The sequence below is a fragment of the Microbulbifer mixtoriginis (SeqCode) genome (assembly GCF_052466865.1).
This window is the reverse complement of record NZ_CP174293.1, coordinates 2,090,977-2,113,808: the sequence shown is the minus strand read 5'-3', so window position 1 is coordinate 2,113,808 and position 22,832 is coordinate 2,090,977. Positions and strand designations below refer to the sequence as shown.

Below are 22,832 nucleotides of genomic sequence, written 5' to 3'. Positions count from 1 at the left end.
GGCTGCCTGCCTCGCTAGTGCCCGGCAAATCGGCGAGTATGATAATCTGTACTACCGAAGAAATACTGGATTGTGGTTAAGCGTTTAAAATAATGGCTCACATCCAACTCCTCTGTAACCCCTATACCGCCATGTAACTGAATTGCTTCCTGGCCTACTAACCGGGCAGCTTTTCCAATGCGGCTTTTTGCTGCAGAAATTGCCTTAGGGGCAACGCCATTATTCACATCCAACTGTAACGCTGCCATTAATAGAATAGAGCGGGCCTGTTCATATTCGGTAAACATATCCACCATCCGGTGTTGCAAGGCCTGGAACTTACCAATGGGAACGCCAAACTGCTCCCGGGTCTTGGTATATTCCACGGTCTTTTTATAAATTTTCTCCATGGCCCCTACTGCCTCGGCACACAACGCCAGTGTGGCCCGGTCAATTGTCTGTTCGATTACAGGTAAAGCTGCTCCCTCTTCCCCAACTCGGTTTGCCACAGGGACCATCACGTTATTAAACTTTACCTCAGCCGCACGGTGCCCATCCACAGTGGCATATCCCTGGCGATGAATACCCTCAGAGTTGGCATCTATCAATAATAAAGTGATACCTTCACAATCATGTTGGCCGCCGCCAGTACGTACTGCCACCAATAGTTTATCTGCGGCTGAGCCGTTCAAAACAACGGCTTTGTGGCCATTCACTACGTAGCTGTCTCCTCTCCTTATAGCTTTAGTGGCAATATCAGACAGATTGAAACGGCTCTGGGGCTCAGCAAATGCAAATGCCAGCTGCAACTGGCCTTCCATCAACAAGCTAATTAGCTCTCGCTTCTGCGCCTCATTGGCACCGCTTGCTATTAGTCCACCACTTAAAACTGCACTGGCCAGGAAGGGTTCCACTACCAGGCCACGACCAAACTCTTCCATCACTACCATCAGATCAACAGCAGAGCCACCCAAACCACCGTCTTCTGCATTAAATGGAACCATTAGCCAGCCCAGCTCAGCAAATAACTTCCAGTTATCTTCACTAAACCCAGTATCACTGTCTATTAACTTACTGCGACGATCAAAGTCATAATCCTGTTGAATAAATTTGCTCACACTACTTTGTAGCATCTGCTGCTCTTCACTATAGGAAAAATCCATCGTTCCAATCCTCATTAAACGTCGCGTTTACAGGCCAAGTACCCACTTGCTGATAATATTTTTCTGAATTTCGTTACTGCCACCATAAATCGAGGATTTACGGTTATTTAAGTAACGGGGCACACTGCTGGTAATAACTCCAGGGCCTACATGCTCGCCATCAAATCCGCTTTTAAATTGTTCCCGGACAAATGGCATTCCGTAGTAACCCGCAGTTTCCATGTAAAGTTCATCAATAAGTTGGGCGATTTCAGTTCCTTTAATTTTTAAAATGGAGGATTCCGGCCCCGGGGCATTACCGGTACTCACTGCCGCAAGTGCTCTTAGCTCAGTAAACTCCAAAGCTAAAAGATCTATTTCAACTTCTGCGAGCTTTTGCGCAAAGGCTGGATTTTCCAGGAGGCTGACGTCACCATCACAAGTATCACCTGCCAGTTTTTTTAAAGTCTGTAAACGTTTTTTGGAAGTGGCAACCCGTGCAATGCCCGTGCGTTCATGGGTCAACAGTACCTTGGCATAGGTCCAGCCGTGACCTTCCTCTCCAATACGGTTGGCCACTGGTACCCGTACATTATCAAAATGCACTTCATTCACTTCATGATGACCGCCCAAAGTCATAATGGGCGATACAGTAATGCCCGGGTGGTTCATTTCAATTAATAGGAAAGTAATTGCGGCCTGGTTTTTGACTTCGGGGCCTCCGGTACGAACCAGGCAGAAAATCCAATCGGCCCAGTGTCCCAGAGTAGTCCAGGTTTTGGTGCCATTAACGATATACTCATCACCGTCTCGCACTGCTGTGGTTTTTAACGACGCCAAATCAGAGCCCGCATTTGGCTCCGAATACCCTTGGCACCACCAAACATTACTTGCCAAAATATCTGGTAAAAACCGCTGTTTTTGCTCTTCACTACCATAAGTGAAGATAACCGGTGCAACCATTTTAAAGCCGAAAGGAATTACATCTGGCGCGCCGAAGTTGGCACACTCATTGGCCCATATGTATTTTTGTGTTGGCGTCCAACCGGTACCCCCATATTCAACTGGCCAGTTAGTCGCAGCCCAACCCTGTTCGTACAGGATCTTTTGCCAGCGTTCATAGTCCTCTTTTCCCAGGGGAATTTCATCCAGAGTCCTCTCACTGATATCCGCCGGAAGCTTCTCTTGCAGGAATTGCTTAACTTCCTGCTGAAAAGCTAATTCTTCGGGGGAAAAATCTATATTCATTCGCTTGCTCCTGTTTATATGGGTGCAATTGGCAGAGATTTTTCAGCTAACTTCCTTCACCAACTTGCACAATCAACATGTACTAAATTCGGAAGTTCCCTTATACAAGCGGAATAAATTCACTTTCGATCTGGCTCGGCGAGCTCCACTCTTTGTCTTAAGTAAACCTATCTACAAACAATTTCAGGATGATATTGATATCTGAGCATCGCTATTTTGACTTTTTCCGACTCACGCAAGTAGATCCTCAATTATCGAGCCAACTCTATTGACGCAACTTTCTACTTAGTGGCGTTTATACATAGCTGGTGTAAATATTTATCCGCCAATTCCCACCAATTAGCTTTTAAATCACCACTCGACGCACAAAACATTACCACTGAATTCCGCAGAGTGGAATGCTCTTTTCACTTTTGATATTGTCACCAACATAATAACCATAGTGAGAGAAGCCCCCATGTCTATCACGTCCACTTCCACTGGCAGTCCCATGCTGCAATCTCTTGCAGAAATCCAGGAATATGAAAAAGTACCTTTGTTACAACGTTATCCCTGGGAAAACACCTACGATTTAATTCGGCAGGCCGCCCGTCTTTACCAACAAGATGCAGCCATCGAATTTCTTCCCACCGCTGTACCAGATGAAGAAAGTGTGACTGTGAGCTACTCGCAGCTATCCGAAAAAGTTCACCAAACCGCCAATCTACTCCATTCTCTCGGAGTTAATTCGACAGATACCGTTTCATTACTATTACCCAACCTTCCTGAAACGCATTTTGCACTCTGGGGTGGACAAGCCGCGGGAATCGCCAGCCCTATCAATCCGTTGCTGGAACCGGAGCATATCGCCGAGATCATGAATGCCACCAAAGCCAAGGTATTAGTCAGCCTTGGGCAGGATCTCAGTGAGGAGATTTGGGAAAAGGTTGCGCAGGTCATTAAGCAGGTTCCAACCTTGAAGGCACTGCTGCTAATCAGTAAAAAACCGGTTAGCACCCTATCCATACCTTCCGGCATTAAGGTAGAGAATTTTGTATTGGCTATTGCCCAACAGCCAAATGACCATTTAATTAGTGGGAGAACTATTCAAGGCGATGAAATTGCCAGTTACTTCCACACCGGAGGGACAACCGGGCGGCCTAAAATTGCACGCCTGACCCACAGCAATATTGCGTTTGTCGCACAGCTGAGTGTGGACACAACATCCAGTAAGGGGCGATTTGCTACCCTCAGTGGCCTTCCTCTGTTTCACATTTTCGGCACTGTGGTCGCCGGCATTGGCACTCTGCTCGCCGGCCGCACGATTGTTATAATGACCCCCTCAGGTTTTCGCTCCCCCAATGTGCTCCCCAACTGGTGGCATCACGTCGCCCGCTTCCGTGTACAGGGCTTTGGCGCCGTGCCCACTATTCTCGGCATCTTGATGCAAATCCCTGTGGGCGACAATGACATCAGCTGCCTGACAGATGTTGGCTGCGGGGCCTCGCCTTTACCCGCAGCGCTTAAGAGTGCGTTTGAGGAAAAATTCAATGTGACGGTAAGTAACGGCTATGGCATGACAGAGTCCAGCTGCCTGCTGGCCCGCCCCCCAACAGATATGCAAGCACCCGAGGGCAGCGTCGGCCGCCGCCTCCCCTATATGGAAATGAAAATTGCCGAAGTGGATGGAAACCGGCTAGTGAGAACCTGTAACACCGGTGAAGTCGGTATTGTACTTGCACGGGGGCCACATATTTTTTCAGGCTATCTCTCCGAAGAGGATAACGCCAAGGCTTGGGTTGACCACAGCTGGTTTAATACTGGCGATATGGGATATGTCGATGGCGATGGCAATCTTTATCTGACCGGGCGAGCCAAGGATTTAATCATTCGTGGCGGCCACAATATAGATCCAGCCTTGATTGAAGAACCGCTAAGCCGTCACCCCGCCGTGGCTATGGCCGTTGCCGTTGGCCAGCCCGATGCCTATGCCGGTGAGGTTCCGGTGGCCTATGTCACTCTATATCCGTCCGAAAATCCTCCCACGGAAGAGCAGCTTATCGACTACTGCCGCACCCAGATTTCTGAACGTGCAGCGATACCCAAGCGGATCGAGATCATTGATGAAATCCCCCTAACCGCTGTAGCCAAGGTATTCAAACCCGCTTTGCGTAATCGCGCTACCGAATATGTTATTGGCCAGGCACTTCAGGAAAAAAATATATCTGCAGAGTTTTCTGCCCGTTTTGATAGTGCCCTGGGCCAGGTTGCAAAAGTTCGTCTGGAAAAACCTTCAGCTAAAACGGTAGCAGAAGAGGCATTGGAAAACATTCCGGTAGCGCTGGAGTTTGATTAAGCGCGGACATTTACTATTGCTCACAAAACAATAATCAATCATTGGGAAAACTGACAATGCCACAAGCTTATATCTATGATGGCGGCCGAAGTGCTTTTGGTCGCCATGGAGGTAGCCTTTCCAGTATCAGGCCTGACAATATGCTCGCGCATGTCATTAAAGCCCTGGTTGAACGTAATAATTTCGATCACAAGCAATTTGAGGATGTGATTGCCGGAAATACCAATCAGGCCGGTGAGGACAGTCGTAATATCGCCCGCTTTGCCGGGCTAATTGCAGGACTGCCAATCTCCACCGGTGGTATTACGGTAAACCGCCTATGTGGTTCAGGCTTATCTGCCGTTGCCGATGCAGCACGTTGCATCAGGGCCTCGGAAGGTGATTTATTCATTGCCGGTGGTGTTGAATCCATGAGCCGTGCCCCTTTGGTCCTCTCCAAAGCAAGCAGCCCTTTCGATCGCACCCAGCAACTGGCGGATACCACTTTGGGTCCGCGCTTCACCAATCCCGATATTGTTGCAGAATTTGGCAGCCATACCATGCCGCAAACTGCAGACAATATCGCCGCAGACCTGAATATTCAGCGGGAAGAGTGCGATATCTTTGCGTTAGCTTCACAAGCAAAATATGAAAGCGCGCGTTTTGATGGCTTTTTTATCGATGAAATTATTCCTATTGAAGTGCCACAGGACCGAAAGCAACCACCCCGCCTTATCGATACTGATGAGCATCCCCGCCCCGATACCAGCCTGGAGCGCCTGCAAACGCTACGCCCGCTATTTGAAGGCGGCGTAGTAACTGCTGGAAATGCTTCTGGAATCAACGATGGTGCCGCAGCACTCATTATTGGCAGCCAGGAGGCTGGGCAGGCCGTAGATCTCAAGCCCCGCGCACGTATTCTCGCCAGTGCTATTGCAGGAGTGGAGCCAAGAGTAATGGGGTTAGGCCCGGTCCCGGCTACCCGTAAGGCATTGGCTCGTGCAGGCTTGAGCCTGGCAGATATGGATGTCATGGAGTTTAACGAGGCTTTTGCTGTACAGGCCATGGGCTGCCTGAAAATGCTCGAGATTGATTACGAGGACTCCAGGGTAAACCCCAATGGTGGTGCAATTGCAGTTGGGCATCCGCTCGGCGCCAGCGGAGCCCGCATTCTACTCACAGCATTACGTCAGCTGGAGCGTAGCGGCGGGCGCTACGGGTTAGCCACCATGTGTATTGGTATTGGTCAGGGAATCGCAGTGATTATTGAGCGTATATAAAAACCGGCGAGACCCTCTAGGAGAAACAATCTAATAGTCATTTAAGATCTGGAGATAACAATGTCTACCGTAAATTATGAACTTATTGGCGATATTGGTGTTATTCGACTTAACAACCCCCCTGTCAACGCGCTTTCCCACGGGCTGCGCGAAGGCATTTGGGGAGCGATCAAGAGTGCCCAGGAAGATGCCTCTCAGGCACTGGTTTTGATATGTGAAGGCCGCACTTTTATTGCTGGTGCAGACATCACAGAATTTAGTAAGCCACCACAGGCACCTGCCTTATCTGAAGTGATTACCGAAATCGAAAACTCTCGTAAACCAGTGATTGCCGCTATTCACGGTACCGCATTGGGCGGGGGCTTTGAGGTGGCACTGGCTTGTCACTATCGCTGTGCCCTGGCATCTGCCAAAGTCGGCCTGCCTGAAGTTAAATTGGGGTTATTGCCTGGGGCCGGTGGTACTCAGCGCACTCCACGTCTGGCCGGCGTTGCAGCTGCATTAGAAATGATCACCAAGGGTGCCCCAATCCCGGCCGCGAAGGCCAAAAGCATGAAGCTGGTCGATCACGTGGTTGATGATGATCTATTCGAAGGGGCCCTCGCCTTTGCTCGTGAGCTAATTGACCAGAAAGCCCCACCACGCAGAGTCCGGGACATCACAATAGATCCAGCCAGTATTCCAGAGGGCTTGTTCGATGATTTCCGCCAGCGACTGGAAAAAAGAGCACCTGGCCAACTGGCCCCACAGAATATTGTCTCCTGTGTGGAGGCAGCAGTTAAACTGCCATTCGATAAAGGGCTGGCTAAAGAGCTGGATCTATTTATCGAATGCCTACTCTCAAGTCAGTCCGCCGCCCTGAGGCATATGTTCTTTGCCGAGCGACGTGCGACAAAAGTTCAGGGTCTCTCCAAAGATACCCCTATCAGAGAAATAAACAGTGTCGGCATTATTGGCGGCGGCACTATGGGGGGAGGTATCGCCATGAATTTTGCCAATGCCGGTATCCCAGTTAAGCTGCTAGATATCGATCAAGCTGCCGTAGAACGTGGCCGGGCAGTAATCGACAAGAATTACAATATCAGTATGAAAAAGGGGAAGATTACAGAGCCCCAAAAAGCACACTGTCTCTCACTAATCCAGGGCACCACTGACTATTCCGACCTGGTAGAGGTAGACCTCGTTATCGAAGCTGTGTTTGAGAATGTAACACTTAAAAAGGAAATTTTTTCCAAGCTGGACCAATACTGTAAACCCGGTACCATTCTCGCAACAAACACTTCCTACCAGGATATCGACCAGATCGCCGCTGCTACCAATCGGCCAGAAGATGTTATCGGGTTACACTTTTTCAGCCCCGCCAATGTTATGAAACTTCTAGAAGTCGTTCGTGGCTCAAAGAGCGCCGACGATGTTATTACTACCGCAATGCGGTTGGCAAAAACTATCAAGAAAGTTCCCGTGCTGGCCGGAAACTGCTATGGGTTTATTGGCAACCGGATGCTGCGGCCCTATGTCCGTGAAGCGCAACTCTGTTTGATAGAAGGAGCCACCCCGGAGCAAATAGATACCCTAATGCAATCCTGGGGCATGGCCATGGGGCCCATAGCGGTTGGAGATTTGGCCGGTCTCGATATTGGCCACAAGGCCCGCGAGGGCCTGAGCGAAGCAGAAAAAGGCGAGCCCAAAACCTACTGCATTGCGGATGCTTTAGTAGAGCTGGGACGCCTGGGCCAAAAGAGTGGAGCCGGTTATTACCGCTATGACCCAGAAACTCGCGCTCGTGCCAGTGACCCCGAGGTCCAAGCAATTATAGAGGCTCAAGCCAAAGCGCACGGGATAGAGCGGCGAGAAATCTCTGATAAAGAAATTCTTAATCGCCTTACTTTCTCCTTAATTAATGAGGGAGCCAGGATTCTGGAAGATGGAATAGCCCAACGTCCCAGTGATATTGATGTTGTGTATGTTTATGGCTATGGTTTCCCTCCCCATCGCGGCGGCCCCATGTTTTACGCAGATAGCATCGGCCTGAAAAAGATCTACGATACAATTTGCATATTCCGTGACCAACATGGCGAAGCCAATTGGACTCCCGCACCATTGCTCGTCCAACTGGTAAAAGAAGGTAAAACGTTTGCGAAATGGGCAGACGATCAGCGATAGTATTCGCTTCTCAAGGGTAACCGGTAAAAGTACCGGTTACCCTTATTGCCAAAGTTGAGAGATTATTAATTGGCAACACAATGACAAGGCCTGATACGTTAATAGAATCGAAACTACGACTGAGCCAGATGCGGTTTAATGAGCTGCAACTCGAACAATCACCAGAACCGTTAGATCACCACAAAGCGATCCAAGCCAGGGTTAAGAGAAACAATTGGAAAGGCATAGGTTACGCACTGGCCACCGCCATGGTTGCCAGTACAGCCGCCGCAGCCAGTAAATGGATATCACCCGCCGTACCAGTACCTTTAATAGTTCTCAGCCAATACAGCATCTGCTTACTATTACTTATTCCCTGGCTGGTGCGCCAGTCACCCCAAAAGCTCATAACACAACACTGGAAAACCCATTTACTGCGCGGCTTTGCAGGCTGGCTCTGCTTCTTTTCCTACTTTTATGCACTCAGCCGTATTTCATTGATGGAGGCAGGCTTACTGCGCAATGCCGCCCCTATTTTTGTTCCGCTTGTAGCCTGGCTTTGGGCGCGTGCACAGATTCCCGCCACAAGCTGGCTACCCATTGTGCTTGGGCTACTTGGTATCGCACTGATTCTTCAACCTGATATCCATGGTATCAGCAGTGGCCACGCCTTCGGCTTACTGTCAGGTATTACTCTAGCTGCCTCTATGGTGGGCACACGTATTCTGTCTCACACTGATAAGTCGAGTCTTATTTTGTTTTACTATGTCCTTATCTCATTTATGTGCAGCCTGCCCCTGGGTATCTACTACTGGCAATCAATACCTAGCTGGACTATTCCCTACCTGGCTTTTAATGGTGTTTCTGTTTTATTAGCGATATGGCTCTATACCAAAGCTTATAGTTATGCAAAACCCAGTGTAGTTTCACCAATCAGCTATTTTGGAGTGGTTATTGCTGGCATTTTTGGCTGGCTGATATGGCAACATCTACCTAACACAATTGCGCTGATAGGAATTTTTATAGTGGTCACAGCAGGTCTGCTCACAGTGTATTTCTCCACCCAGCAGGCTGCCCGAACGCACCCTGTTCCTAACTAACTTCCCAAAAGGTAAGTCCAAATGAACTGGCAAAATAAAAAACAACCACCGTTTAATGATCATTTGGGTGTGAAAATTGATGAGTGGCAGGAAGGTCGTGTAGTGATCAGCGTAACCGTACTTCCTGAGCATTTGAATAGCCACGGAGTACCCCATGGGGGATTTATTACAACGTTAATTGATATTGCCGGTTCCTACTGTGGTCTCTACTGCCCATACCCAAATCGTCGGCGTAAGTCCCTCACGCTTTCATTAACAACCAATTTCACCGGTCGAGCCAAAACCAACCAGTTAACCGCCATAGGTAAGTTGACCAGCTCGGGGCATAAAATCTTTTATACCTATACCGAAGTTTATGACAGTGTAGGAACCCTGCTTGCAACTGGCCAGATGACAATGCGCTACCAAACTGGTAGTGAAATACTAGAGGGAGAAGCTATTGAAGAGCATCCTGCAAAAACACACCACAGAATTAAAGTGTGAAGCCCTCAACTGACTAACAGCTGTCATAATAAGGGCTCGGGTTTTCAGTAACTAACCCCTAAAATGTTAAGCGGCTAAATACTCCCCTTAAACTTAACCAAAATTAGTGGCCAAGTAACTCCGCATTAGTCGGGTACTTTTTAAGGAGTTCAATAAGTTTTTTAGTGCCGTCTACAGTCTTGAGGCTGGCAAACGTTCTTCGTAAAGCTCTTATAGCTGCAATATCTTTCGAGTTAAACAGGACTTCCTCACGGCGAGTACTGCTTTTAGCAATATCCAAGGCAGGGAAAATTCGCTGTCTCGCAACTTCCTTTGACAATACTACCTCCATATTTCCCGTACCTTTAAACTCCTCAAATATCACCTGGTCCATTCGGCTTCCGGTATCCACAAGTATCGTTGCCAGAATCGTAAGTGATCCACCACCTTCAATCTTTCTCGCAGCGCCAAACAGCTTTCTGGGTATCTCCATAGCCCTGGCATCTATCCCACCTGACATTGTACGTCCCCTACCACTCTGCTGCGCATTATGCACCCGTGATAGCCTTGTCAACGAGTCAACAACAATCATTACATCCTGGCCTTCACCGGCTTCCTTACAGGCCCTATCAAGGAGTTCATTAGCTGCCCGCACATGCTCTTTATAGCTATGATCAGAAGAGGAAGCATAAACTTCCGCCGGTACACTTCGCTTGAAGTCAGTAACCTCCTCTGGCCTTTCATCAATCAGCAAAGCGTACAGCTTTATTTCGGGGTAAGCCTTCCCCACTGCTTGGCAGATATGCTTGAGGATAGTGGTTTTGCCACAGCCCGGAGGAGCCACAATCAAGCCTCGTTGCCCCTTGCCAATTGGCGTAATCAAATCCATCGCCCGTACCGTAAGTTGCTGAGAACCTGACTCAAGGCGAATAGGCTCAGATGGATTAATAGCTACGCCATTTAAGAACCGCCTCTTTGGATCAGAAGTATCCTCTTGCTTTTTATCAAACTTTTTAGGCTCCGTATTTCTTTTTACCTTTAAGGATAATATTTTTCTAGACATAATATGCGCTTTACAAATCATTCCCCATTGGGGAGCACTTTAACTTTTAAAACAAAACTACAGAGAACCAGATTTTCTTGATCCTCTGTGTTTATCACCACGAAACCACTCTAAATACAAGTTAAGTAAAGCAGGGGCTTATATATTATTTATCATTCTCCATGGCAGAAAGAAACTGATCGAGCACCTGATTAAACTCTCTAGGTCTCTCCCAAAACATCATGTGTTTTCCCATATAAACAGCAGTGGCAGACGGTGTATTGGCCTTAATCCATTTATCCGCAACACTTTTAACTTCCTCTCTCACAACATACAGTAGGGGCAATTTACCTTCCAATGCCACAAGATCATTACTATAGTCCAGGTAAAATCCGGTCGCGTTGGTAATTGAAGCGACACTACTAGAGGTCTGATTAGCAATTTGGGTAACCCAGGCAATATTTTCCTTTGAAGGGTTTTCAAGCATCCATTTCACAAATTCACTAATTACATTATCTCGATCTTCTATAATGCCCTCAGTAAATGAGCGTGAATAGCCGTCCGAATCATCATTTAGATACCAAACCCACTCATCACGGCTTGCTCCCGCTATATCTGGTCCAGTATCAATCATTATCATCGCTTTCAGCTTATCGGAACCAAACTGATTCAAATAGGCCAATTGCTCTGTTACGCCATATGACCAACCTGCCAAGATCACTTTGTCTATATCCAATGTCTCTATTAACTTAGCCAGGTCTCTAGCATGTTGTTGATAGGTGTGCCCCTCGACGGGCTTTGATGATTTGCCCTGCCCACGGGGATCATATGCCAGCGCACGGTACTTTTTAGAATCTTTAAAGTGGGCAAGTTGATGCTCAAAAATGTCTGCCGACATCATCCAACCAGGAATAAAAATAATGGCAGTATCGCCACTCCCCGATTGTTCATAATAAATAGTGAGATCTTTATCTATCTCGACTTCTTCTGCAGCCACATTAACCACAGATAAACCAATCCCAATAAAGACCATTCTTAAGAAATTTCGCATTTTCAACACTCTTTCCCACTCCCAATCACGTTGTTAAATCGTCACCCCAATGAAAATTGGGGCATTAAAGCCTGGTAATTCTATACCGTCAAATTAACTGACTTACTAAGGTGGTACCACTTCAAACTGGCTTGATTAATTAACAATTCCATCTCTTTCGATGAGTCATTAACTAATCCATGGATTCCAGCTTTTTATTTAAAATTATACATTCAGTGGAAACTCGTATCTTCTCGCCTTCGACAGTCAAAATGCCTTTAGATTTTAAAATGATATACATCTCCTCAATATCACAATCGGTATGCTCACCCACAGAGCTAAACCGTGGCATCACAACAGGAATAGCAAAGTTTCATACTTTATTAAAATCTCTGCATTTAAGGGCTTGATATGTTTCTACGCCACCCTCTCCGACGTGCCTCTCCTATTCAACTTCTTATTGCACGAACAAAAATCAAAAGTCATTTATTTTTCTGATAAAATTGCGTTTCTAAAGATCTCATTTACTCAGCACCTCCTGAATCCCCTATACCCCTCTCGCACCTTTATGTACTTTAATATCAACTAAAGTTTACTAGACACTCTCTCTCAACAAGTTTACAACCCAGTTATGTAAAGCATCATGATCTGAACGAGGGTGCCATGCGGCTATAACATCAAACTCTACAGGCTTGTTTTTCAGATTAAGAATGGCAAGGTTTGAATCACTTGCTACCCGATTAGGTAAAAAAGCAAGCATATCTGTTTTCTTGAGATATTGTGGAACCGTGGTAAAACATGGCGTAGACATAACAACATTTCTACGCAAACGGTACCTTGCAAACCAACCATCAATAATTCCTGCCGCACCAGACTTAAGCGGAGATGCCATAAGATGCGGCTCAGAAGCTATTTCCTCCAAACTCAGTTTCTTCTTGGTCAGAGGCGAACTCTTTGCCGTAACGCAGACATAGTAATCAGTAAATAACGTGATAGAGGAGTACAGCTCAGAATTTACATCCGAATCTGCAACGATTAAATCCACCTTGGCTTCACTCATTAACTTTTCCAGTCTGTCTGTAGCAATATCCCGTATTACCACTTTCAAGCTGGGAGCTAACGCTCTGAGTTTAGGCAATAAGCTGGGAAGCACCACTTGCTGGGAATAATCTGTCGCAGCGATGGTATAGGTTTGCGCTATTTTAGCTGGGTCAAAAACTGCTGGAGCCAGCAATTTATCTAACCCCTGGAGGATCACATCAACCTTTTTCCCTAAGTTTATTGCTGTCGGCGTTGGAATTAGTCCATTGCTTTTCCGGAGAAAAAGTTCATCACTAAAAATATCTCTCAACTTTTTTAAATGTTCACTAACAGCTTGCTGAGTAAGGCCGACCTGGCTTGCGACACGAGATACACTTCTTTCAGAGATTAATGCCTGGAATATTCGGAGTTGCTTGACCTCCAATCGATTTATTTGGTTCACACTTGTATCTCTTACAAATAAATACTGTTTAACATTGTATCACAATAAAACTAGCATTCTCCAAGTAATTGAGCAGTATCGCATTGCGGCAAGCAGTAAATTCTTCATATAAAACAGGTACTTAGAGTGAAAAATGTTATCCTCATTGGCGCACAAGGTAAAATGGGACAGGCCGCATTAACAGGGTTAAGCAGCCACAGGGTTATCACAGCAAGTCGCTTGGGCAAGGGATGTGACCATCAGGTTGATATAACTGATGAAGAGTCCATCAGACGACTGTTTGAGACAGTGGGTGACTTCGATGCTGTCGTAAACACCGCAGGTTTCTGTGAATACGCAGACTTTGTCGATATGACTGAGCAGCAATGGATGACAACGGTAATAAGCAAGATGATGGGGCAAATCAATCTTGTAAGAATCGGCCAAGAGTATATCGCCGATAAAGGATCCTTTACGCTAATATCCGGCATTCTAAACATCAAGCCGATCCCCATGGCAATTGCCGATGCAACAACTAGTGGAGCAATTGATACCTTTGTCAAATGCGTTGCTTATGAACTCCCCAGGGGAATTCGAATCAATGCGGTTAATCCGACGGTATTGGAAGAAGCCTGGGATGTCTACGGTGATATGATGCCAGGCTTTGAGCCCGTGCCAGGGCACTTGGTCGGAAAAGCTTTTGAGCGCTCTGTAGATGGATTTATAACTGGTGAAGTAATCTTCGTTGATGCCTAGCCGGGGGGGGAGCCCCCTTTCTTGCGTGAAGGAACTAATTATAATCGTGAAGCGGGCCTCCTGAAACTTCTATAAGTATCCTTCACGGATTGGTACAATTTATGCTGCTACGAATCTTCTATTGCAGACTTATGGGAACTATAAAAGATATCATTCACTTTCAGATATCTTACATAAATCTTAATACGTTAAGGTAATCCACAATATTCTTTATACTTATTCTCAGTCATATTTCACCTTCAGAGGCAATAATTACAGAGATTAAAATATTTATGGATGGCAATCGGAGCATGTAGAATTGTAAGCATAAATTTATTTGAAGAATAACAAGATGATCAGGCAGGGCACACTTTTAATTGAGAGTCATTGCAATGTTACGCCTCACATTATTAGCCAATTTAAACAGGCTATTTCTTACAAAAAATAAGAATCAATTAACCATTCACTTTTCAGGCTCAAACTCTAATTATTAAGCAAGCCAAAGCGTCCTTATAATTTACAATGAGATAACTGTATCACAATGACTTAACGGCCACATACTTTAATACTCTTTATCGCTAAAAATAAATTAGAAAAAGCACTTAAAAGATAATGTGGCCAACTTAAAGGAATCCACACTTTGACTGGGCAAAGTTCAATTCATTGTTTTTGACGTAGTCCGAATGCTACGAAGCCTCTTTTTAGCTTCACCCAAAAAAGAAGCACTCATTCCTCGCCCAGCATCCGAAGCATATATCCCCGCACTCAACACAATAGCTGCACCAATCAGTGTGAACTCATCTGGCAGTTCGTCAAATAAAATAAGGCCTATTACTATAGCCCAAAACAACAAAGTATAGCTAAAAGGCTGCAAAGTTGAAGCCTGAGCATAGGTAAGAGCTTTAATCAACAAATAATGACCCATTGCACCAAGCAGCCCATTAAGTATTAATAGTTGCCAGCCAATCGACGTCGGCTCCACCCAGTTAAAGGGAGCAAGTCCACCAAATACAATGAGACCTATAAAGGCCGTATAAAAGACTGTTGTAGCGGAACTATCAAATTGGCTGACACGGCGAGAAAGAACTTGATAGGACGCCCATAAAATAGCTCCACTGATCGGTATGACAACATACCAGCTCATAATACCTAAGCCAGGGCGAATAATAATCAAAGCACCTATAAAACCAATAGCAACAGCAATCCAGCTTCTTCTATCTACCTTCTCCCCAAGAAACCAGCCAGCCATTAGTATGGCGAACAATGGGGCCATTGCAGCGATTGCATGGACATCAGCTAATGGCATCATACTAAAAGCAAGTATAAATACCGTAACCTCAACCACAAGTAAAAGTGACCTTAAAACTTGAGTACCCCAAATATTACTTCGAACCTGCTTGAGATCACCTTTGAATGAAGCTATAAGCATTACAATAATAAAAAAAGTTGCAAATCGAACAGCCATAATTTGCACAATAGGATAGGTTTGAACAAGTAGTTTACCGGTTGCATCCATACCAGCTATACAGAGCATAGCTACAATACTGAGAAATATTCCTCGACTGCTTTTTACCTTCAATTTTCTATATCCATCAATAAAAATCAAAATTCACAAGAAAACACTTTAATCCAACACCCTCCCATATAATTTCAACCTTTTAAAACTGACTAAGAAAATTACGAGTTAAATGTATTAAAATTATATCTGGCGATCACCAACTTAAAACATCAACAGATCACCTAGCAAGCTTAGGGAGAGATATTTCAATGTAGATACCACCTTTATTCAGTTTATACGAAAATTTTTCATATTACCTGAAATTCTGAACCCAAGTAAACCATACCCTAGCCCTCAACATTTTATTGGTTTTGTCAAACTTTCAAATAGTACAAGAGACAATTTTACCCAGGCCAAACTCTTTGAATTTTCACTTAACAAATAACTCAACTGACGCATCACAAAATTCAACCCCCTTATTTTCGTACAAATTGGGCGCTTTGCTTTTACTACACTCTTGATAAAACAGCCGAACACATACTCTTTGTAAAGCGACGTCTGCCCTAGAATACTGAGATGGACCGTTTTAAATTAAATGCCTCCACCTGAGGTGCTTAGTTCAACCCAGATTGGAAGCATTTTTTCTTAATGTGTAGACATAAGGCAACACAATCACACTTGATTTTGAAATGCTAAACAATCCTTGACTATCAACTTTTTTTCATGTTATTTTAAAAGCTCAAAATGTTCTTCCGAGAGCTGTATACCAGTTTTTACCTGCAAGCATTTCACCTGCCTCTATTAGATACCGGGTATCTTTAGTATCAATATATTTCTGGCATAAATCTCCCATCTCACTATTTTTCAATTCATCTGGAAGTTTTTCCCAATCTCTTAGGTCATTATGTACTAGGGAGTAAAAAGCGAATGTGATCGCTCTCCAATCTTCTTTATTGGCTTTCATCAGGTAAAGATTCTTTTCATGGATAAGTCTTATGCATAACGCTCGTAGCACGAGAAAAACGAAGGCGTAGAAACTGCAAACAGCATTTCCTCGCCCCACTTTCCTCCTTCCTTCATGTTCTTGTTCGCCTCCAAGATATAGAAAAAAACAATGAACCCAACTGCCAACGCGGCGATACAGGATATTAAAAATAAGATGTAGCTGACTAAGGCTATTCCGTCTGTACTCATGATCACCTAACGCCTGCTGGACAGACGATAAAGCTGCACAGCGATTTGGAAGTCCAAGATACGAAGTGGCCAGTTGTGCTTGCGTTTGTTATACATTTTCATCATCCGGGCCATACATATCAAAATCTACTTCAACTCCACGCTGCCCCAACGCAAGCAGCGCTTCAGAGCTTATACTTATACCCTCCATCGAACGCTCCATGAAGAGACCACAAAATAAATCTAACCTATATTTCTCTGAGAGTTTTTTCCAAACTTCTAAATCATAAGTCAGCTTATTTAGAATTTCGAATATTTGAGAATCTAAATCACCTGGCACTTTTTCATTAGCTTCAATACGCCACATTCCAGACCTTGCTATGCGTGGTTTTCCACTACGCATCCACGAAAATGGCTCACCTTTAATCATCTTCGCTGTAGGCTCACTGCCTAATAACTCACTGATTTCTTCAGGTAATAATTCATCTCCGATAACCCTCAAGCTTGCTTTAGTTTTTGATAGAGTCGCCATGATTTTATGTATATCTAACACCCCAAGATGGGGCAATAACAAGTGGGCCATAATACAGAACGGAGTGACGGGAGCCCACGTATAATTTTCCCGCTTACTTGGTTTGTTAGCTGCTCTTCGCCAAGGCCAATTTAGTGCCAAATCCAATAAATACAACACCCGTAATAGAGTTTAACCAAGTTTTGAATTTAGGGTGGCTGGTAGTATTTTTTACCTTGGTTAAAGTGAAGACCATAGCCGAAAACCATACAACATTAACCAGTGAGTGTGCAGTAACAAGTGAGTATGCACTGAAAGCACTGCCATCTACGGGAATAAATTGCGGAAAAGCAGCGAGATAGAAGATTGATACTTTAGGGTTAAGAGTATTAGTTAAAAAACCTTCAAAAAAAGCCCCTTTTATAGATGTTGGCTTTATTTGCAATACTGCCTCTAAGTTATTTTCAGCTGTGCTTTTACTTATAGCATTTCTAAGCGATTTTAACCCCAACCAAATTAAATATGTTGCGCCCAGCATTTTAAAAACAAGAAAGGTGTTTGCAGATTGCACCAAGAGAATAGATATGCCAAATATGGACAGCGTACCATGTACATAGAAAGCAGCCACGAACCCCGCGATATTGGCTAGACCAGCTCGGTGCCCTGACAAAGGAACCGTTTTCGTTATGAGGAATCCATTAGGCCCAGGAGAAATCACGAGCAATGTTGCCACAGCAATAAACGTAAAAATATTGTCCCAATCCATTTCAATTCTCCGAGAAAAAGTAAATGCTAAATAGCAGCTAACGCCCAAAGCAGCAACGCGCTTTAGCGCGTCCAGACCGGAGGGCGATGCTGCCTTTGCCTGTTAAGCGCTTTGCCATTGTTCAACTATCTGATTGTATTTTTCGTCTGCTTTACCCTCTGTATCATCGCACGAAAAGTAGACAATACTAAGAGCGCAATACTCACCCGTATGATTCTTTATTTTTTCCATTAGCTCTATAGCACGCTCAACGGGTAGTTCTTCGTTGGCTAGAAGTGCTGACGCAGCCTCTTTCACCTGAGGCAGAAGTTCATGAGAGAACCCTTTGCTCCAATGGTTAAAAAGTGACTCTTTAGTTATCTTATTGACTTCACTAGGCGAACGAACTATTTCGTGAAGAACCATAAACGTAGCATTTGCTGATATGGTTCTTCCTTGTACGATCAGCTCAATAGCTTTCTCTTTGTCATTGTATGGAAAGCTAAAGTCAATTGATTCTATAAATTCTTGTTCAGTCATAATTGACGCTTAACGCCCACAGCTGGGGCGGCTTACTTTATGCACTTTTTGTGTGAAAATGGGAGCGAAACGACCACGTAAAACATGCATAAGATAAGACGTCCCGCGGAGGCCCGAAGAGCCGTAGCCTAGTTGCCTGTAATTGTTATGCTCGGCTAGAACCACTATACACCGCCTCTTTTCCGCAATTACCTTTCGGGTCCTGATAGAGAATTGAGAGCGTTACTGCTTCAGAATGTTCCTGGCTGTACGTTACTGTTGAAATTAAGCCGTTTTTATGAGGCTTGTACTCTAGATTGGTCAGAATAAGGTGCCTTCCTTTATCCAAGGAATACGAAAATGATACCCATCTAAGTGGCCAGCCTTCGACTTCATATGGAAAAGTAGCTACTAGCTTGACCAATGGACCTCCACTTTGAGGCACTTCCTTAAACTTTACAGAGTTACTTTCTAATGAGCGCAAGCATGACGCGAGAACTCCTGAAGATAAAGTACCTAAAATACCAATAAGTATTAATAAAAAAATCCTCTTCATTCTCAACTCAAGCGTAGCGTCCAAATAACCAGCAGCCAGTGGCGAAGCCACGCTTTCGACTGTCTGACACCGTAAGCGCGAAGTTCACTTTCTTATTATGTATGATTACGTTTTGCAAGGACTTTTGACCAAATAAATTGAAGTAAGCTACGAATAGCGATGATTATGATAAATATAAATACTGACAGCCCCAGTGCAACGTTATCACTTACAATACCAGTATCATAGCTAGGATCACTTTCACGTTCGATCTGTATAAAGAACATAATCCATAAGAAAAACCATGCAGCCAAGCAATAGGCTAGTAATTTCTTTCCCCATGGAATCACTAATGGTGCAAAGACCACTACTACGAATATGCCTAGAATCAAATATGCCATGAAGTCCATTTACACATTACGCCTCAAACAGCGACAGGTTTACAGCATCAAAGCTACGAAAAAGAAGCCTCCGCCTTTAAAGTAAACGCCACCTTATATTCATCTTATGCGGCCATTCTTTCATATTCATCTGAGTTTTTGAACCCAAGTGAACCATGTCTTCTTTTAAAGTTATAGTACCTATCAAGATACCAAGATAAGTTGGTTCTTAGCTCCTCAACGGATTCAAAATTAAATCCTTTGAAACTCTCAGTTTTCAGTGTTTGAAAAAATGATTCTACATACACATTATCATTCATAAATCCTGGACGGTTCATGCTCGGCTCAATACCCAGCTCCTTGAGTCGGTTTTGGTATGCATAAGCACCGTTCTCAAAACCTCTGTCTCTGTGAAATATTAGATCTGATTCTATATTTCTGCGACGGACAGCTTTATTTAGCGCTGACAGTGTTAGCTCAACAGTTCGAGTGTCCGACAGCTCCCAACCCAACACTTTCCGGGAGTAAAGATCAATAATCACAGCTAAATATTGCCATTGCCCATTGATCTTCAGATAGGTTACATCACCAGCTCATTGAGAGTCTGGTTTAATCGGCATACCATGCTCTCTTTGTAAATTTTCAACCTTAATGCAAAGATTTCCAGGCAAAGGGCGTCGACGATAGATCCTTCCAGCTTTCCCCACGATTCCAGCCTCTCTCATAAGGCGTTCAACGCGCTTGTGATTTATTCGTTCACCATTAGCTTTCAGCTCTGCGCTAATTCTTGGGCTTCCATAATTACCATCATGCTGCGCATAGATAGCTTCGATACACCCAAGAATTCGCCTATTTTCTATGTCTCGAGTGCTCTCATCACGGTTGAGCCACTTATAAAACCCTTGGGGTGAAACATTCAAGTATCTACATAAGTACCTGACACCAAAGTCTGATCGATTAAGAGCTATGAACGAGAATCTTTCAGCTTTGGATCTTTCAGGTACATTTCCCACTTTTTTAGGAAATCATTTTCCTTTTGCAATTTCTCAACCTGCTTTTTTAGACATCTTATCTCTTTATCATCAGTTTGAGACTGAGTTTTCGTTGTCTTTGCCATACTTATTCTACGACTGGGCTTCTCGACCAGCTTGCCTTCTCTACTTTCCTGTCGCCATCTATACACCATTACTGGATGCAAACCAATAATGTTGGCGATAGTGGTCGTATCTACTTTCAGTTGATTAGTGAGAGCTACCACTCTAACTTTAAACTCTGTTGAATATTCAACAACCCGCTCTTCACTCAGTATTTTCGGCATTTTTTCCTACCCTATTCAAAAGGTAGGCGTCTACTCAATGGGGGAAGGTTTCGGCCGTCCCAGCAGCCATAGGCTGTGACAACAGCGCCTTGTTATGCATTTACCACTCCCAATGCGGCAAAACCGTAGCCCATGAAGATAAGGCCGCCAGCGAAAAAACCTAGCCACCAAAATTCGCTTCTTCCGATACCCGATAAAAGCTTCTTTTTGTATATAAATATCTTTGCACACCAGTAGGTAGCAGTACAAAGAGCGACAAAGGATACAAATCCTAACCAGCCACCCAAAGCTCCTATGACTAATAATGAACTTCCAAGAGAGACTGCCATCCCTGCGAGCAAACCCTCGAGAAGATAGTCACTGTTCTTTTTACTGTCCTGTCTTCGAAACCAGCTCATGAATCACCAGAAGATGCATAACGCCCGCAGCATTGGGCGTCCCTCGGAGGCCCGAAGGGCCGGAGCAAACTGCCTGCGACTGTTATGGTTTTTACTCCTCGATGCACCACCGGTAACTTCCAACATAATATTTGTACGGATTATCCAACATGACAAAGGGTGGGGCTTCGAAGTTATACTGGATTAATGCAACATCGTAGACACCGTGGTTTAGGCCGTCTTGATCAAAATTGCACTTCATTGACTTTCTTTCTTTTTTTGCGATTTTTATATAAAGAACATCGCCCATTTCACTATCATGAGCACTAAATATTCCATGTTCAATTTGCAATGTATGTATGTAAGTCAAGATCAGTAAGCTTTGCCCTCTCTGACTCGGGGAAACTGATTAATTTTCCATCTACATTAAGAGTGATGCTCTTTAAATCATCATTTTCTGGATCTAAATCAATTTTCAAAGATACATTTTTATATGGCTCAGGGAGGACGCCTTCAACATAGACATGATGTGAATGTAATCTGGTTGTGTCATAAGCAGCTGCAAAAATTGGAAATACAGCCAGCATAAATATTAAATTTCTCATGGATTCTCAGGAACCATAACACTAAGCTTTGGGCGGACTGTGTAGCAGGCCGTCCCAGCAGCCGAAGGCTGCGACAACAGCGCCTTGTTAGGTGCGATAGTACTAATGAACTTGAACAATGAATTCCTCCGGGCTATTAGTTTTGGTTAGACCTTCTTTTTCTCGAACAAATTCAGTTGAACGAGCAATACCACTTGGATCAACTGACAGTACAATTATTTCACCAGAGGGTTTCAGATGCCAACAACCCAGTTCTCGATCTACAGGTAGCTGTTTTTTAACATTGAGCACTTCTACTTCGTTAGGCAAATAGACCACACTACTTCCAGTCTTATAGCTGCTCCATCCGTGATAGCATGGCAGCTTAGCCAATCTCTCTTCCAGAACTGTTTGAGTACTGCAGCCGACCACTAGTAATGTAATTAGAAGCTCAAATATTTGGATCAAGGTAGCACCTAACGCCCAGCACACGGGCGGCCGAAATGAAGCGAAGCGCAATGTAGGCCGTCCTGCCCGGCGTCTTTTGCCGGGCTTGCGTGCTGCTGTTTGTTAGGTGTTTTACTCATGCCTAGCCCTACCAATGGGTTTTAAATCTGCACTAATACCTGTAAACAAATAATTACCAACCAGATCATAGTTTGGGTCACTATGACCCAAAGGGTTTTTACCAAGCCATTCAATTACAATTGAGTCAGATTTTAAAATTTTATCTTTTTTTACCCACGACTCAAAAGAGGCCTCAAATTCAAGATGCTTATAGGTATCACCTAGCATAACAACTCTTGCTTTTTCTCGGCCATCTGGCATATCTAACTCTACGATACCCCCGAGCCGAACATTTTGATTGTCATGATACTCCATCCGTACACCTAACACTGCCAGCAAGGGCAGCCGAAGCAGAGCGTAGGTTGTCCAGCCACCGGCTAGGCAATCTTACCTGGCCTCGTTAAGAGGCATTTTTATTTCTACACCAAAATACTAACACTAGAATTAAAGCAAGCGCGTAACATACCCCCATAGGAACGACGCTACTCTCTAACTTTTCCTGAGAGTTCCACATAAAATCGTACAAAGTAAACGGTACAACTATAGGGCTAGCTAGTAAGGCGATTCCTTTAAAATAAATTTCTTGGCCCTCAAAAAAACTAAGAGCAACGCCGGACAAGTACCAACTGAATGCACCCATAAGATACCAGATTACACCGTATTTAATTAGCCTCATACTTGCCTCTTAA

The 22,832-nt window shown here is 44.5% G+C and carries 24 protein-coding genes and 1 pseudogene; 6 read left to right on the top strand and 19 right to left on the bottom strand.

Translation table 11 applies throughout. The annotated features are described in order from the left end of the window. Positions 1-14: 14 nt before the first annotated feature. Positions 15-1,142, bottom strand: coding sequence for an acyl-CoA dehydrogenase family protein (locus ACJJJA_RS09830; protein ID WP_444888677.1), 1,128 nt, complete (start codon positions 1,140-1,142; stop codon positions 15-17). Positions 1,143-1,169: 27 nt separating this feature from the next. After that, positions 1,170-2,369, bottom strand: a complete 1,200-nt coding sequence (locus ACJJJA_RS09825) for an acyl-CoA dehydrogenase family protein (RefSeq protein ID WP_444885341.1) — start codon at positions 2,367-2,369, stop codon at positions 1,170-1,172. 457 nt (positions 2,370-2,826) lie between these two features. On the opposite strand from ACJJJA_RS09825, the gene ACJJJA_RS09820 reads away from it, so the two are divergent. The 5 genes from ACJJJA_RS09820 (at position 2,827) to ACJJJA_RS09800 (ending at position 9,688) form a co-directional block, all read left to right on the top strand. Beyond that, on the top strand, positions 2,827-4,704 hold the full coding sequence (locus tag ACJJJA_RS09820) for an acyl-CoA synthetase (protein ID WP_444888675.1): 1,878 nt from the start codon (positions 2,827-2,829) through the stop codon (positions 4,702-4,704). A 56-nt stretch (positions 4,705-4,760) separates the two neighbouring features. Next, positions 4,761-5,963, top strand: a complete 1,203-nt coding sequence (locus ACJJJA_RS09815) for a 3-oxoadipyl-CoA thiolase (protein WP_444898510.1) — start codon at positions 4,761-4,763, stop codon at positions 5,961-5,963. A 60-nt stretch (positions 5,964-6,023) separates the two neighbouring features. Next, entirely contained in the window at positions 6,024-8,126 is a 2,103-nt protein-coding gene (locus ACJJJA_RS09810; RefSeq protein ID WP_444904448.1) for a 3-hydroxyacyl-CoA dehydrogenase NAD-binding domain-containing protein, read from the top strand. Between the two features lie 80 nt (positions 8,127-8,206). Further along, a complete protein-coding gene (locus tag ACJJJA_RS09805) occupies positions 8,207-9,205 on the top strand; it encodes a DMT family transporter (protein ID WP_444904447.1) in 999 nt (332 codons plus the stop codon). A 21-nt stretch (positions 9,206-9,226) separates the two neighbouring features. Further along, positions 9,227-9,688 (top strand): PaaI family thioesterase, encoded by a 462-nt coding sequence (locus tag ACJJJA_RS09800; RefSeq protein ID WP_444904446.1) that lies wholly within the window; start codon positions 9,227-9,229, stop codon positions 9,686-9,688. A gap of 103 nt (positions 9,689-9,791) precedes the next feature. On the opposite strand, the gene rho is transcribed toward ACJJJA_RS09800, so the two are convergent. The 3 genes from rho to ACJJJA_RS09785 form a co-directional block, all read right to left on the bottom strand. Continuing rightward, positions 9,792-10,730 (bottom strand): transcription termination factor Rho, encoded by a 939-nt coding sequence (rho, locus tag ACJJJA_RS09795; protein WP_444904445.1) that lies wholly within the window; start codon positions 10,728-10,730, stop codon positions 9,792-9,794. 145 nt (positions 10,731-10,875) lie between these two features. Further along, on the bottom strand, positions 10,876-11,760 hold the full coding sequence (locus tag ACJJJA_RS09790) for an alpha/beta fold hydrolase (protein WP_444905236.1): 885 nt from the start codon (positions 11,758-11,760) through the stop codon (positions 10,876-10,878). Between the two features lie 574 nt (positions 11,761-12,334). Further along, positions 12,335-13,222: a LysR family transcriptional regulator gene (locus tag ACJJJA_RS09785; protein WP_444904444.1), complete on the bottom strand. Its 888-nt coding sequence runs from the start codon at positions 13,220-13,222 to the stop codon at positions 12,335-12,337. Between the two features lie 126 nt (positions 13,223-13,348). On the opposite strand from ACJJJA_RS09785, the gene ACJJJA_RS09780 reads away from it, so the two are divergent. Next, positions 13,349-13,957, top strand: coding sequence for a short chain dehydrogenase (locus tag ACJJJA_RS09780; RefSeq protein WP_444904443.1), 609 nt, complete (start codon positions 13,349-13,351; stop codon positions 13,955-13,957). Between the two features lie 634 nt (positions 13,958-14,591). Here the strand turns inward: ACJJJA_RS09780 and ACJJJA_RS09775 are convergent. The 14 genes and pseudogenes from ACJJJA_RS09775 to ACJJJA_RS09710 all read right to left on the bottom strand — a co-directional run bounded on the left by ACJJJA_RS09775 (position 14,592) and on the right by ACJJJA_RS09710 (position 22,458). After that, on the bottom strand, positions 14,592-15,515 hold the full coding sequence (locus ACJJJA_RS09775) for a DMT family transporter (protein ID WP_444904442.1): 924 nt from the start codon (positions 15,513-15,515) through the stop codon (positions 14,592-14,594). Positions 15,516-16,173: 658 nt separating this feature from the next. Continuing rightward, positions 16,174-16,398 (bottom strand): hypothetical protein, encoded by a 225-nt coding sequence (locus ACJJJA_RS09770; protein WP_444904441.1) that lies wholly within the window; start codon positions 16,396-16,398, stop codon positions 16,174-16,176. Between the two features lie 318 nt (positions 16,399-16,716). After that, the gene (locus ACJJJA_RS09765) at positions 16,717-17,139 is read right to left on the bottom strand and encodes a DUF4279 domain-containing protein (RefSeq protein ID WP_444904440.1); all 423 of its coding nucleotides are present in this window, start codon (positions 17,137-17,139) and stop codon (positions 16,717-16,719) included. Between the two features lie 106 nt (positions 17,140-17,245). Next, on the bottom strand, positions 17,246-17,884 hold the full coding sequence (locus ACJJJA_RS09760; protein ID WP_444904439.1) for a LysE family translocator: 639 nt from the start codon (positions 17,882-17,884) through the stop codon (positions 17,246-17,248). A gap of 102 nt (positions 17,885-17,986) precedes the next feature. Further along, on the bottom strand, positions 17,987-18,403 hold the full coding sequence (locus ACJJJA_RS09755) for a hypothetical protein (protein ID WP_444904438.1): 417 nt from the start codon (positions 18,401-18,403) through the stop codon (positions 17,987-17,989). 145 nt (positions 18,404-18,548) lie between these two features. Then, entirely contained in the window at positions 18,549-18,989 is a 441-nt protein-coding gene (locus ACJJJA_RS09750; protein WP_444904437.1) for a hypothetical protein, read from the bottom strand. 44 nt (positions 18,990-19,033) lie between these two features. Then, positions 19,034-19,318 (bottom strand): hypothetical protein, encoded by a 285-nt coding sequence (locus tag ACJJJA_RS09745; protein ID WP_444904436.1) that lies wholly within the window; start codon positions 19,316-19,318, stop codon positions 19,034-19,036. Positions 19,319-19,422: 104 nt separating this feature from the next. Continuing rightward, positions 19,423-19,875, bottom strand: a pseudogene (locus ACJJJA_RS09740) (transposase); the annotation flags it as partial. A 15-nt stretch (positions 19,876-19,890) separates the two neighbouring features. Continuing rightward, positions 19,891-20,310 carry an IS3 family transposase gene (locus ACJJJA_RS09735; RefSeq protein WP_444904435.1) on the bottom strand — a complete coding sequence of 140 codons (420 nt, stop codon included), beginning with the start codon at positions 20,308-20,310 and terminating at the stop codon, positions 19,891-19,893. Further along, positions 20,262-20,615 carry a transposase gene (locus tag ACJJJA_RS09730; RefSeq protein WP_444904434.1) on the bottom strand — a complete coding sequence of 118 codons (354 nt, stop codon included), beginning with the start codon at positions 20,613-20,615 and terminating at the stop codon, positions 20,262-20,264. Before ACJJJA_RS09730 ends, ACJJJA_RS09735 begins: the two co-directional genes overlap by 49 nt. Positions 20,616-20,707: 92 nt before the next feature. Beyond that, complete coding sequence (locus ACJJJA_RS09725) at positions 20,708-21,013, bottom strand: hypothetical protein (protein WP_444904433.1); 306 nt, start codon at positions 21,011-21,013, stop codon at positions 20,708-20,710. Positions 21,014-21,333: 320 nt separating this feature from the next. Beyond that, a complete protein-coding gene (locus ACJJJA_RS09720; protein WP_444904432.1) occupies positions 21,334-21,597 on the bottom strand; it encodes a hypothetical protein in 264 nt (87 codons plus the stop codon). A gap of 102 nt (positions 21,598-21,699) precedes the next feature. After that, positions 21,700-21,969, bottom strand: a complete 270-nt coding sequence (locus ACJJJA_RS09715) for a hypothetical protein (RefSeq protein ID WP_444904431.1) — start codon at positions 21,967-21,969, stop codon at positions 21,700-21,702. Positions 21,970-22,155: 186 nt separating this feature from the next. Next, positions 22,156-22,458, bottom strand: coding sequence for a hypothetical protein (locus tag ACJJJA_RS09710; RefSeq protein ID WP_444904430.1), 303 nt, complete (start codon positions 22,456-22,458; stop codon positions 22,156-22,158). Between the last annotated feature and the right edge of the window lie 374 nt (positions 22,459-22,832).